The 12,192-nt window shown below is 64.2% G+C and carries 10 protein-coding genes; 7 read left to right on the top strand and 3 right to left on the bottom strand.

Annotated elements, in window-relative coordinates:
- Window positions 1-98: 98 nt before the first annotated feature.
- Both KYT87_RS29115 and ccsB read left to right on the top strand, forming a co-directional pair.
- Window positions 99-2,177: a cytochrome c biogenesis protein ResB gene (locus KYT87_RS29115; RefSeq protein ID WP_046807441.1), complete on the top strand. Its 2,079-nt coding sequence runs from the start codon at window positions 99-101 to the stop codon at window positions 2,175-2,177.
- A gap of 8 nt (window positions 2,178-2,185) precedes the next feature.
- Window positions 2,186-3,553: a c-type cytochrome biogenesis protein CcsB gene (ccsB, locus tag KYT87_RS29110; protein ID WP_255593704.1), complete on the top strand. Its 1,368-nt coding sequence runs from the start codon at window positions 2,186-2,188 to the stop codon at window positions 3,551-3,553.
- 106 nt (window positions 3,554-3,659) lie between these two features.
- Here the strand turns inward: ccsB and lysA are convergent, their stop codons facing one another.
- The gene (gene lysA, locus KYT87_RS29105) at window positions 3,660-4,949 is read right to left on the bottom strand and encodes a diaminopimelate decarboxylase (protein ID WP_219991435.1); all 1,290 of its coding nucleotides are present in this window, start codon (window positions 4,947-4,949) and stop codon (window positions 3,660-3,662) included.
- A complete protein-coding gene (locus tag KYT87_RS29955) occupies window positions 4,946-5,059 on the bottom strand; it encodes a lipoprotein (RefSeq protein WP_240434190.1) in 114 nt (37 codons plus the stop codon). The genes lysA and KYT87_RS29955 overlap by 4 nt, the downstream gene beginning before the upstream one ends.
- Window positions 5,060-5,153: 94 nt before the next feature.
- On the opposite strand from KYT87_RS29955, the gene cyaY reads away from it, so the two are divergent.
- Window positions 5,154-5,483 (top strand): iron donor protein CyaY, encoded by a 330-nt coding sequence (gene cyaY / locus KYT87_RS29095; protein WP_046802904.1) that lies wholly within the window; start codon window positions 5,154-5,156, stop codon window positions 5,481-5,483.
- Between the two features lie 133 nt (window positions 5,484-5,616).
- Here the strand turns inward: cyaY and KYT87_RS29090 are convergent, their stop codons facing one another.
- Complete coding sequence (locus tag KYT87_RS29090; protein ID WP_046802905.1) at window positions 5,617-6,297, bottom strand: GntR family transcriptional regulator; 681 nt, start codon at window positions 6,295-6,297, stop codon at window positions 5,617-5,619.
- 329 nt (window positions 6,298-6,626) lie between these two features.
- On the opposite strand from KYT87_RS29090, the gene hydA reads away from it, so the two are divergent.
- The 4 genes from hydA (at window position 6,627) to KYT87_RS29070 (ending at window position 12,187) form a co-directional block, all read left to right on the top strand.
- Entirely contained in the window at window positions 6,627-8,075 is a 1,449-nt protein-coding gene (gene hydA / locus KYT87_RS29085; protein WP_219991434.1) for a dihydropyrimidinase, read from the top strand.
- Window positions 8,076-8,123: 48 nt separating this feature from the next.
- The gene (locus tag KYT87_RS29080) at window positions 8,124-9,566 is read left to right on the top strand and encodes an amidohydrolase family protein (RefSeq protein WP_219991433.1); all 1,443 of its coding nucleotides are present in this window, start codon (window positions 8,124-8,126) and stop codon (window positions 9,564-9,566) included.
- A gap of 68 nt (window positions 9,567-9,634) precedes the next feature.
- Entirely contained in the window at window positions 9,635-11,239 is a 1,605-nt protein-coding gene (locus KYT87_RS29075; RefSeq protein ID WP_370638739.1) for an ABC transporter substrate-binding protein, read from the top strand.
- 6 nt (window positions 11,240-11,245) lie between these two features.
- The gene (locus KYT87_RS29070; RefSeq protein WP_046802908.1) at window positions 11,246-12,187 is read left to right on the top strand and encodes an ABC transporter permease; all 942 of its coding nucleotides are present in this window, start codon (window positions 11,246-11,248) and stop codon (window positions 12,185-12,187) included.
- Window positions 12,188-12,192 lie beyond the last annotated feature (5 nt).

Raw genomic sequence — 12,192 nt, 5'->3', positions numbered from 1 at the left:
GGCTGGTCCGCGTTCATGCAACCTGAGCGTGACGGAACCTGATTCCGTTGCGCGCTGTCTATGAGGGGGGTAGCCGATCGCGCGGCCCCCCTTTTTTCATGAATTCAACACGAACCCACACCCGCCCCTCTTTGCGCAGCCTGCCCGGCGACTTCTTCGAACTGCTTGGTTCGATGCGTTTTGCCGTCAGCCTGCTGATGTTCATCTGCGTGGCGAGCCTGGTGGGCACGGTGTTGCAGCAGAACCGTTCGTCCAGCAACTACATCGACCAGTTCGGGCCGTTCTGGTACGAGGTGTTCGACAAATTTTCCATCTGGCACGTCTACAACAGCTGGTGGTTTCTGCTGATCATGGGCTTTTTGGTCGTGTCGACCTCGGTATGCCTGATCCGCAACGCGCCCAAGATGTTGCGCGACGCGCGCTCCTTCCGCGAGCATGTGCGCGCCAGCAGCCTGCGCGCCTTCCCGCATCGTGTGGAAACCGAAGAACCCACCGACGTGGCACAGACATCGGCCGGGCTGAAAGCGCTGCTTGAGCGGCTGGGCTATGCCGTGCGGCAGCGGCAGGACGCCGACGGCGTGCTGCTGGCCGCCAAGAAGGGCAGCGCCAACCGCCTGGGCTACGTCTTCGCGCACGCGGCCATGGTCATCATCTGCATCGGCGGGCTGCTCGATAGCGAATTGCCGGTGCGGCTTCAGGTCATGTTCGGCGGCAAGCAGCCCATTGTGGACAACATGCTGATTTCGGAAGTGCCCGAAAGCGGCCGTTTGTCGGTCAACAACCCCAGTTTCCGTGCCAGCGTGCTGGTGCCCGAAGGCGGGCAGGCCAGCACGGCGGTGGTGATGGTGGGCGACGGCGCCTTGGTGCAGCCGATGCCCTTCACACTGAAGCTGAAGAAGTTCGTGGTCGATTACTACTCGACCGGCATGCCCAGCCGCTTTGCCAGCGAAGTTGAAGTCACCGACCCGGACACGGGCAAGACGTTCGATTCCACCATCGAGGTCAACGAGCCGCTGCGCTTCAAGGGCATGACCGTGTACCAGTCCAGTTTTGACGATGGCGGCAGCACGGTGGTCTTGAAGGGCTACCCGCTGGTCGGCGCCAATGCCGCGACCTTCTCGGTGAACGGCACGGTGGGCAAGACCAGCGAAGTGACGGCGCAGACGTCGGGTGGCCCGCGCAGCATGGGTGTCGAAATCACCGCCATGCGCCCGATCAACGTCGAGGACCTGACGCGCGGTGACCCCAAGGGCGCCAACCAGAGCTTTGCCGAGCACGTGGCCTCGGTGTCCGGCAGCGCGGCGGGAAAGAAGAACGAAAACCTGCGCAACGTGGGCCCCAGCGTCGAATACAAGCTGATCGACGATGCCGGCCAGGCGCACGAATTCCAGAACTACATGCTGCCCATGGAATTGGACGGCGCCACCGTCTTCCTGGCCGGGGTACGCAACAATGCGTCGGAGCCCTTCCGTTACCTGCGCATTCCGGCCGACGACGACAGTTCCATCGGTGAATTCATGCGCTTGCGCGCCACCTTGGCCGACCCGGCCGCGCGCCGGGAAGCCGCCCGTCGTTTCGCCGAGCGCAACAGTCCGTCCGGCGCCGACCGCCAACCCTTGCAAACTGCCGCCGAGCGCGCGCTGGAAACCTTTGCCTCGGGCGGCCTGCAAGCGGTGGCCGCATTCCTGCAAGCCAACACGCCCGCGGCCGACCTGGAACGCGCCGCGGATGTGGTGATCCGGCTGATCGGGGCCAGCATGAACGAATTGCGCGCCATCGAGCGCGAGCGCGCCGGCTTGCCGGCCGTGGCCGTGGAAGGCCCGGATGGCGAACGCGCGGCCGTCTGGTCGCGCTTGGCCGTGGCGGCGCTGTCCGACCTGACGGTCTATCCGGCGCCGGTATTCCTGTCGCTGGCGGACTTCAACCACGTGCAGGCCAGCGTATTCCAGGTCAGCCGCACGCCGGGCAAGAACACGGTCTACCTGGGCAGCCTGTTGCTGGTCCTGGGCGTGTTTTCGATGTTCTACATCCGCGACCGCCGCGTCTGGATCTGGGTCAAGCCGCAAGGCAGCGGCAGCAGCGTCCTGGCGGCCATGACGTCCCAGAAGCGTACACTCGACTTCAATCAGGAGTTTGAACGCTTCAAGCAGGCGCTGCTGCGCCAGAAGAGGCCTTAAGGTTATTTATGTCGACTACGACCACCCCGCACCCCTCCTCGCCGGACACGTTGAACGCGTCGCCCGATACCCTGTGGCAAGACAGCTTGTCCGAAACGGGCGATAACCGCGCCCGTCGCGGCAAGCCGGATTGGACCGACGTTGTTTTCTTCCTGCTGTTGGCAGTGGGCGCCGGCTTCGCGCTGACCCGCCACGGCAACGCGATGGACTACTACGAGAAGATCATCCTGTGCGGCACCGTGCCCGCGCTGGCCTGGATGGGCTGGCTGTGGCGTCCGCTGCGCCGCCTGATGGTCGCCTGTGCGGTCGCGGCGGGGCTGGCCCTGATGCTGTACGGCAATGACCTGGCCCGCGCCGAGCAGGTGTTCTTCCTGAAATACCTGTTTTCTTCCCAGTCGGCCATCTTGTGGATGTGCGCGCTGTTTGCGCTGGCCATGGTCTGCTACTGGATCGGCGTATTCAGCCCGACCGCCGCGTGGCTGGGCACGGCGCTGACGTGGGGCGCGGTGTTCGCCGGTGTCACCGGCCTGCTGGTGCGCTGGCGCGAAGGCCATCTGATGGGCCCTGACCTGGGCCATATTCCCGTCAGCAACCTGTACGAAGTCTTCGTGCTGTTCTCGCTGATCACGGCGCTGTTCTACCTGTATTACGAACGCAAGTACGCCACGCGCGCGCTGGGCGGCTTTGTACTGCTGGTGGTGACCTCGGCCGTCGTGTTCCTGCTGTGGTATTCCTTCACGCGCGATGCCGGCCAGATCCAACCGCTGGTGCCCGCGCTGAAAAGCTGGTGGATGAAGCTGCATGTGCCGGCCAACTTCATCGGCTATGGCACGTTTTCGCTGGCCGCGATGGTGGGCTTTGCCTATCTGATCAAGCAGCATGGCCAGACCACGTCGTGGGCCAAGCTGGCGCCGCTATTCATCCTGGGTGTGTTGCTGTGCGCCGAGCCGATGGTGTTCCGTACCGACGGCTTGTCGGCCACGTGGATGCTGTACTTCGGCGTGGGCGCGGTGATCGTGGGCGCCATCCTGCTGGGCCGCCGCCGCATTGCCGCGGCGCTGCCCTCGCTGGAGGTGCTGGACGACATCATGTATCGCGCTATCGCCATCGGCTTCGCCTTCTTCACGGTGGCCACGATCCTGGGCGCGCTGTGGGCGGCGGACGCCTGGGGCGCCTACTGGCAGTGGGACCCCAAGGAAACCTGGGCGCTGATCGTCTGGCTGAACTACGCGGCCTGGCTGCACATGCGCCTGATCAAGGGTCTGCGCGGCACCATGGCCGCCTACTGGGCGCTGATGGGCCTGCTGATCACCGGCTTTGCCTTCCTGGGCGTGAACATGTTCCTGTCCGGCCTGCATTCGTATGGGCAGCTGTAAGACGAAAACGCGCGACGCAAAAAAAGGCCCTGCGGGGCCTTTTTTTTTAACGAGTGTGACGTGTGCGCCGATGCATCGGCGCGTGGTGGCGAACGTGCCGGGGCCGCTACAGCGTGGACTCGCCCTTGAGCAGATCGTCCAGCGTCTCGCGTTGGCGCACCACGTGGTAGTGGTCGCCATCGACCATGACTTCGGCCGCGCGCGCGCGTGTGTTGTAGTTGCTGGCCATGGCCATGCTGTAGGCGCCTGCGGATTCCACCGCCAGCACGTCGCCTTGCTGGATGGCCAGTGCGCGCCCCTTGGCCAGCCAGTCCGCGCTTTCGCATACTGGCCCGACGATGTCGTATTCCACCTGGCCACCGGCGCGCGGGCGTAGCGGCTGCACGCCGTGATAGGCCTCGTAAAGCGCGGGACGCAGCAGATCGTTCATGGCGGCATCGACGATCGCGAAATTGCGCGCCGGCGAATGCTTTAGATATTGCACCGTGGTCAGCAGCATGCCGGCATTGCCCACCAGCGAACGGCCGGGCTCCAGCACCAGATGCAGATGCCCGTGGCCGCGCGCGTTCAGCCGTTCAAATACCCGGTCCAGCAACGCCTTGGGCGAAGGCGGCGTCTCGTCCGTATAGCGGATGCCCAGCCCACCGCCCAAATCCAGATGGGCGATGCGGATGCCTTCGCGTTCCAGCGCATCGATCAGGTCCAGCAGCTTTTCCAGCGCATCGAAATAGGGGCTGATATCGGTCAACTGCGAGCCGATATGGCAGTCCACGCCCACGATCTCCAGGCCCGGCAGCTCCCTCGCGACGCGATAAACGTCCAGCGCCGATTCAATGGCGATGCCGAACTTGTTCTCTTTCAGGCCGGTGGAGATATAGGGATGCGTTTGCGCGTCCACATCGGGGTTCACGCGCAGTGACACCGGCGCGCGCAAGCCCATGTCCTGCGCCACTTCGGACAGGCGGCGCAATTCGTCTTCCGATTCGACGTTAAAGCACTTCACCCCGGCGACCAGCGCGTCGCGCATTTCCCAGGCTTGCTTGCCCACGCCGGAAAACACGATCTTGGAGGGCTCGGCGCCCACCGCCAGCGCGCGCTTGAGCTCGCCGCCAGAGACGATGTCAAAGCCCGCGCCCAACCGCACGAATTCCTTGAGGACCGCCAGGTTGGAGTTTGCCTTCATCCCGTAGCAGACCAGCACGGGCAGCGGCCCGATGGCGCTGCGATAGGTTTCCCAAGCGGCCTTGAGCGCCGCGCGAGAGTACACGTACAGCGGGGTGCCTAGCCCATGCGCCAGATGGTCCAGCGGCACATCCTCGGCGTACAGTACGTTATTGCGGTACTGGAAATAGGGATGGCCGGTCAGCTCCGGCGGCAGGGGAAAGGCTGTCGTCATGGGATCGAAGGAGGGGGAGGGATCTGCGGCGCGGGCTGCGAACGCGACGGCGGCTTGCCGTCAGGCGTCGGCATGTATAAAGGCCCCTTATAGCCGCATGCCGCCACCATGCCGGAGGCCACAAGCGTGGCTACAATGCGAAGAGCCATGCGGCTGAATGCCAATTGGAACACTGGGAACTCCGTAATTCTTGCAGGCTCGATTATGACCGAAACCGAATTTCTTGCGTTGATCGACCAGGTGCTGGACAGCATCGAAAGCCAGGCCGACGACTGGGCGGCTTCGCTCGACGTCGACGTGGAAACCACCCGCAGCGGCAATGTCCTGACCATGGTTTTCGAAGACAACACCCATGTCGTCGTCAACAGCCAGGCCGCCATGCAGGAACTGTGGGTAGCCGCCCGCAGTGGCGGCTTCCACTACCGCTACGACGGCCACCATTGGAACGACACCCGTGGCGGCCCGCAACTGCCGGACGCCCTGTCGCAAATCTGCTCGGCCGCGGCCGGCGTGCCGGTTACGCTGAAACTATAAAGCCGTCGTACTCGCAAAGTAACAAGGGCTGATAAGGCCGGCCGTCATGGCCGGCCCTTCAGATGCAACGAAGCCCCGGGTTTTACACCCCGGGGCTTTTCTTTATTTTCGCCTGGGGTTCGGTCAATGTGGGTCAGAACTTGAAGACTTCTTCCAGGTCCACCGATTCTTCCACCGATTCCAGCTTCACGCTTTGTTCGATGTGCTCCAGGTGATGCAGCGTCAATTCCTCGGCGCGCTGGGCGTCGCGCGCCGCGATGGCTTCGGTTATCAGCTCGTGTTCGTCGTCGCGGCAGCTGGTGGCGGTGGGCAGGTTGTACAGGAAGATGACCAGGCAGGTCAGCGTGGACAGCTCGCGCATCGTGCGCGCCAGTTCGCCGTTGCCCGCCAGCTCGCTTAGAAGAATATGAAATTCGCCGGCCAGCCGGATGATGGCGCGCTTGTCGTCGCGCTTGCGGGCATCGTGTTCCAACAGCACGTGTTCGCGCAGGCGCGCCAGCTTCTCGGCGGTCAGGTTCTGCGTCAGGCGGCGCACGACGGCGGGCTCGATCAGCCTGCGCGCCTCGAAGACGTCGCGCGCTTTTTCGATGGACGGCTTGGCGACGTAGGCGCCACGCTGGGGGAAAAGTTCGACGATCTGTTCGTGGGCCAGGCGCGCAAGAACCTCACGGATGCGCGGCCGGCTGACTTCAAAGATTTCGGCCAGGCGCTCTTCGACCAGCTTGGTGCCGGGCTTGAGGCGGTTGTCCAGGATGGCGCGGTAGATGCGCTCGTAGATGCCGGTGACCGAGTTTTCGCGTTTGTCTGATGCCATGGGCTCGTTCTTGGTTTGCGCGTAGGAAGCCGGGGCGGGATCGCCGCCACGGGTAATGAGCGGTCTGTTGCCGCTTGTAGGTTGCTTATAGGCTGCACGTTGGCCGCAACTTGGCGGATGAACGTGAAGATACCCGATCATTCGCCGGCATTGGACAAGGCCCAGAAGTCAGCGTCAAACATAATGTTAACAATTTGACCTTGAAATGTATATTTCAGGGTAATCACTAGCGTAATCATTTTTGTATTCGGCCTAGAATCCGCTCACAACATGCCCATCCCGCCACGCTTTCGCGGCAGGGAAAGGGCGGATCAGACGGGCTGGCGCATATGACGAAGCAAGGTTTTGATCTGGTGCTGCGCGACGCGGTGCTGGCAACGGCCGGCGATACCTGTCGCGCGGATCTGGGGATCGTGGACGGCCGCATTGTGCAGATCGGCCGCGGCTTGGCGGCGGGCATGTGTGAAATCGACGTGGCCGGACGCGTGGTCACGCCGGGCGGCATCGACGCCCATTGCCACCTGGACCAGCCGATGGCGCCGCCCGTGAAGTTGGCGGATGACTTTTTCACGGGTACGCGCTCGGCCGCCTGCGGGGGCACGACCACCGTGATCCCCTTCGCGGCGCAGCGCAAGGGCGCCACGGTGCAGGCCGCCATCGACGATTACCACCAGCGCGCCGACGGCCGAGCCCACGTGGACTATGCCTTTCACCTGATCCTGACCGACCCCACGCCGACCGTGCTGGCCGACGAGCTGCCGCGCCTGATAGCGGCCGGCTACACCTCGTTCAAGTTGTATATGACGTATGACGCGCTGAAGTTGTCCGACGCCCAGATCCTGGACGTGCTGGACGTGGCGCGCGTGCATGGCGGCATGGCGATGATTCATGCCGAAAACTCCGATTGCATCGCCTGGCTGACGCGCCGCCTGGAGGCCTCTGGCCGCACCGCGCCGCGCTTTCATGCCGTTTCGCGGCCGATGCTGGTGGAGCGCGAAGGCGCCCATCGCGCCATCGCGCTGTCCGAACTTATCGACGTTCCCATCTTGCTGGTGCACATCTCGGGCGGCGAAGCGGTCGCGCAAATCCGCGAGGCGCGCGCCAAGGGCTTGAATGTCTATGCCGAAACCTGCCCGCAATACCTTTTTCTGACCGCCGCGGATCTAGGCACGGACGACAGCTATTTCGGCGCGCGCTGCGTGTGCAGCCCACCGCCGCGCGACAAGTCCAGCCAGGAGCAGATCTGGCAGGGGCTGGCGGACGGCCTTTTCACGGTGTTTTCGTCCGACCACTCGCCCTTCAACCTGACCGGCGAGGACGGCAAGACGCCCGGCGGCAAAGAGGTGGCGTTCCGTCATATTCCGAACGGCATTCCCGGCATCGAAACGCGCATGCCGTTGCTGTATTCGGAAGGGGTGTTGGGCGGCCGCATCAGCGTGAATCGCTTCGTGGAGCTGACCGCAACCCAGCCGGCGCGCGCCTATGGCCTGTACCCGCGAAAGGGCACGCTGGCCATCGGCAGCGATGCCGACCTGGTGATCTGGGAAGAGCGCGAGTTCACGCTCACCAATGAACATCTGCACCACGCGGTGGACTACACGCCGTACGCGGGCACGACGCTGCGGGCGTGGCCCGCGATGACGTTGTTGCGCGGACAAGTCGTTTGGGATGGCGAGCGCTTTACGGGCACGCCGGGCCAAGGAAAGTTTTTGCCGCGCGGGCTGCCCAGCCTGGCGCCGCCCAGCGCCCGCCAGGGCTCGCGGCCAGACTGGCGCTAACGCAGCGCGCCACATGGATATCCGCCCTTCATTTCAGAGGAAATAACGTTGAAGACTACCCTGATCAAGAACGCCGACGTTGTGGTTGCCTGGGACGCCTCGCGCCAGCAGCACGTCTACATGAAGAACGCCGACGTGGGCTTTAAGGACGGCCGTATCACGCACGTCGGGGCGGGGGCGCAGGCGGCCACGCCGGATGCGGAAATCGTCAGCGGCAACGGCATGATGGTGATGCCGGGCCTGGTGGATATCCACAGCCATCTGGTGCATGAGCCCATCAACAAGGGCTACACGGACGAAACCGGGTCACCGGGCCTGTACAACTCGAATCTGTACGAGTACATGCCCACCATGGAAGGCGACGACGAAGCCGCGCCCGCGCAGCTGACGCTGGCCGCCGCCGAACTGCTGATGTCAGGCGTGACGACCGTGGTGGACATGTCGGTGGCACACGAGCACTGGATCGACATCATGGTGCAAAGCGGCCTGCGGGCGTATATCGCGCCCATGTTCCGCTCGGCGCGCTGGTACACGCGCAACGGCCATGTGGTGGAGTACGACTGGAACGAGAAGGCCGGCGAGGCGGGCATGGAGCGCGCGCTGGCGTTGATCGACAAGGCCGAGGCGCACGCGTGCGGTCGCCTCACAGGCATGCTGGTGCCCGCGCAGATCGACACCTGCACGCCCGAACTGCTGAAGGCCAGTCATCAAGAGGCAAAGCGTCGCGGCATCGGCTGGCAGACTCATGCCGCGCAGTCGCTGCCGGAATTTCACGAAATCACGCGCCGCCATGGCCTCACACCGGTCCAGTGGCTGCATAGCCTGGGCGTGTTGGATCCGGGCAGCATCGTCGGCCACGGCATCTTCGTGGACGACCACCCGAATACGCACTGGGGTACGGCGACCGACCTGTCCATCCTGTCCGAGACGGGCGCCAGCGTGGCGCACTGCCCCACGGTATTCATGCGCCGGGGCATGGCGCTGCGCGACTTTGGGCGTTATCGCCGCGCGGGCATCAACCTGGGCATCGGCACGGATACCTATCCGCACAACATGATCGAGGAAATGCGCCACGTGGGCTATCTGGCTCGCTTGATGGCGCAAACGCCGCGCGCGGTGACCACCGGCGAAGTGTTCCACGCCGCGACGGTCGGTGGCGCGAAGGCGCTGGGCCGCGAAGACCTGGGCCGCATCGCGGTGGGCGCGCGCGCCGACCTGGTGATGGTGGACATGACGCATTACCTGATGCGCCCGTCGCGCGATCCGGTACGCAGCCTGGTTTACGCCGCTGCGGACCGCGCTGTGCACACCGTGTATATCGACGGCCGCCGCGTGCTGCACGAGGGACAGGTGCATACGCTGGATTACCGCAAGGCCGCCGAGCAGGTAGACGAGGCCCAGCGCCGCGCCGAGGCGCTGGTGCCTTCGCGCGACCTGGTGGCCGGCCGCAGCGCGCAACAGATGTCGCCGCTGTCATTCGACGTCGTGTGACCTGATCGACACTCCATCCGAAGGGCCGGCACAGGCCCCGTTCGTCCATAACACTACAAGGGAATGACATGGCTTATCTGAATGCTGAAAGACTTGAAGCCCGCTATGGCCTGGGCCGCGTTGGCGCGGCAGTGGCTTGCGCCGCTGCCCTGGCCTGGGCGCCCGCGCAGGCGGAAACGCTGACTGTGGTGATGGCCAGCAAGCTGACGGTGCTGGACCCCGTGCTGACGGCGTCGCACCAGACGCGCAACCACGCCTACATGATCTACGACACGCTGCTGGCGACAGACGCGAACAACAAGGTCCAGCCACAGATGGCGGACAAGTGGGAGATCTCGCCGGACGGCAAAACCTACACCTTCACGTTGCGCGACGGGTTGAAATGGCACGATGGCACCGCCGTGAAGGCCGAGGATTGCGTGGCGTCGATCCAGCGCTGGGCCCAGTCGGACAAGACCGGTCGCCAGCTCATGCCGCTGGTTGCGTCGATGGACGTCATCGATGACAAGACATTCAGGATCGTGCTGACGGCCCCTGCCGACGTGCTGTCGGCACTGGGCAAGCCCAGCGGCCTGCCCAGCTTCATGATGCCCAAGCGGGTCGCGCAAACGCCGGTGGCACAGGCCATCAGCGATTACACCGGATCCGGTCCCTTCAAGTTCGTGCAGAAGGAGTTCCAGCCGGGCGTGAAGACGGTCTACGAAAAAAACACTGACTACGTGCCGCGCAAGGAAGCGCCCAGCTGGACGGCGGGCGGCAAGGTGGTCAACGTGGATCGCGTGGAATGGGTGGCGATGGCCGACCCGATGACGACTGTGAATGCCCTGCTGGGCGGAGAGGTCGATTACATCGAGACCGTGCCTTTCGACCTGGTGCCGATGGTGAAAGGTTCACCGGACCTGACGCTGCGTGTGCTGGACAAGATGGGCTACCAGCCCATGTACCGCTTCAACCAACTTAATGCGCCGTTCGACAACAAGCTGGTGCGCCAGGCGGCCATGTATGCGGTCGGCCAGGGTGACATCCTGAAGGCGCAAGTGGGCGACCCGGAATTCTTCAAGACTTGCGGCGCGGTGTTCGGCTGCGGCCTGCCGTATTCCAGCGATACCCGTGCCGACATGATCGTGCCGTCCAACATCGAGAAGGCGAAGGCGTTGCTGAAGGAGGCCAAGTACGACGGCGCGCCTGTCGTGATCCTGCATGCCACCGACATTGCCATGGCGTCCGCCATACCCGTGGTGATGGCGCAGCAGCTGCGCCAGGCCGGCTTCAACGTGCAATTGCAGGCCATGGATTTCATGACCATGCTGTCGCGCCGCGCCAACCGCGACGTGCCCGCCAAGGGCGGCTGGAGCATTTTCGTGACCACGTGGCACGTCAGCGAAATCATGGACCCGCTGCGCAACTATGGCGTGTCCGCCAACGGCGAGAAGGCCTGGTTCGGCTGGCCAACCGTGCCTAAGGTCGAAGCGCTGCGTGACCAGTTTCTAGTGGCGGCGACGGAACCGGAACGCAAGCAGATCGCCGACCAGTTGCAGGACGTGATGCTGGATGAAGGCGTGGCCGTCACACTGGGCCAGATCGAGACCGCCGCCGCTTACAGCAAGAAGCTGTCCGGCGTGTTGGAATCGCCCGCGCCGGTGTTCTGGAACATCAAGAAAGCCAGCCGGTAAGCCAGCATGTTCAGCTACCTACTCAGGCGCATCCTGGCGACCGTTCCGGTGGTGCTGACGGTGGCCGTGCTGGTGTTTTGCCTGCTGCGGCTGACGCCGGGAGATCCGGCGCTGATGCTGGCAGGCGATGCCGCCACCGAAACGCAGCTGGCGCAGATTCGCGAGCACATGGGGCTGGACCGGTCGCTGGCCACCCAGTTCCTTCTGTGGAGCGGCCAGGTGCTGCAAGGCGATCTGGGCGTGTCGCTGCATTCGGGCACGCCCGTCACCGCGATGATCAGCGCTCGCGTGGGGCCGTCGCTGGCGCTGGCGCTGTCGACCATCCTGCTGTCCACGCTGATCGCCGTGCCGCTGGGTGTGTTCTCGGCGTGGCGCCGCGGCACCCGGACTGACCGGGCGGTGATGGCGTTTTCGGTGCTGGGCTTTTCGGTGCCCATCTTCGTCACCGGCTATGCGCTGATCCTGTTGTTTGCCATGAAGTTGGGCTGGCTACCCGTGCAGGGCTATAAGTCGCCGTCGGCGGGTCTTGTTGCCTTCGGCATGCACCTGTTGCTGCCCACCATCGCGCTCAGCACGGGGTTTGTGGCCCTGATCGCGCGCATCGCCCGCAGCAGCGTGCTGGAGGTGATGGGTGAGGACTTCATCCGCACCGCGCGCGCCAAGGGCATCACCGAACGCGCCGTGATGATGGCGCACGCGCTGCGGACCGCGGCCGTGCCCATCATCACCGTGATCGGCGTGAGCATCGCGTTATTGATCAGCGGCGTGGTCGTCACGGAGTCGGTCTTCAACCTGCCCGGCCTGGGGCGGCTGGTGGTCGAGTCGGTGCTGGCGCGCGATTATCCGCTGATCCAAGGGCTGATCCTGCTGTTCTCGCTGGTCTACATCGGGGTGAACCTGACGATCGACGTCCTGTATTCGGTGTTCGATCCGCGCATCCGTTATTGAGGGAA

Source organism: Achromobacter sp. ES-001, from assembly GCF_019448355.1.
In the GTDB taxonomy this organism is placed as follows: domain Bacteria; phylum Pseudomonadota; class Gammaproteobacteria; order Burkholderiales; family Burkholderiaceae_B; genus Achromobacter; species Achromobacter spanius_B.
This window is presented reverse-complemented; position numbering and strand designations above follow the sequence as displayed.

Excerpts from the sequence above, each read along its gene's own strand:
- KYT87_RS29115 (WP_046807441.1), top strand. The coding sequence starts at position 99 with ATGAATTCAACACGAACCCACACCCGCCCCTCTTTGCGCAGCCTGCCC.
- ccsB (WP_255593704.1), top strand. The coding sequence starts at position 2,186 with ATGTCGACTACGACCACCCCGCACCCCTCCTCGCCGGACACGTTGAAC.
- lysA (WP_219991435.1), bottom strand. The coding sequence starts at position 4,949 with ATGACGACAGCCTTTCCCCTGCCGCCGGAGCTGACCGGCCATCCCTAT.
- KYT87_RS29955 (WP_240434190.1), bottom strand. The coding sequence starts at position 5,059 with ATGGTGGCGGCATGCGGCTATAAGGGGCCTTTATACATGCCGACGCCT.
- cyaY (WP_046802904.1), top strand. The coding sequence starts at position 5,154 with ATGACCGAAACCGAATTTCTTGCGTTGATCGACCAGGTGCTGGACAGC.
- KYT87_RS29090 (WP_046802905.1), bottom strand. The coding sequence starts at position 6,297 with ATGGCATCAGACAAACGCGAAAACTCGGTCACCGGCATCTACGAGCGC.
- hydA (WP_219991434.1), top strand. The coding sequence starts at position 6,627 with ATGACGAAGCAAGGTTTTGATCTGGTGCTGCGCGACGCGGTGCTGGCA.
- KYT87_RS29075 (WP_370638739.1), top strand. The coding sequence starts at position 9,635 with ATGGCTTATCTGAATGCTGAAAGACTTGAAGCCCGCTATGGCCTGGGC.
- KYT87_RS29070 (WP_046802908.1), top strand. The coding sequence starts at position 11,246 with ATGTTCAGCTACCTACTCAGGCGCATCCTGGCGACCGTTCCGGTGGTG.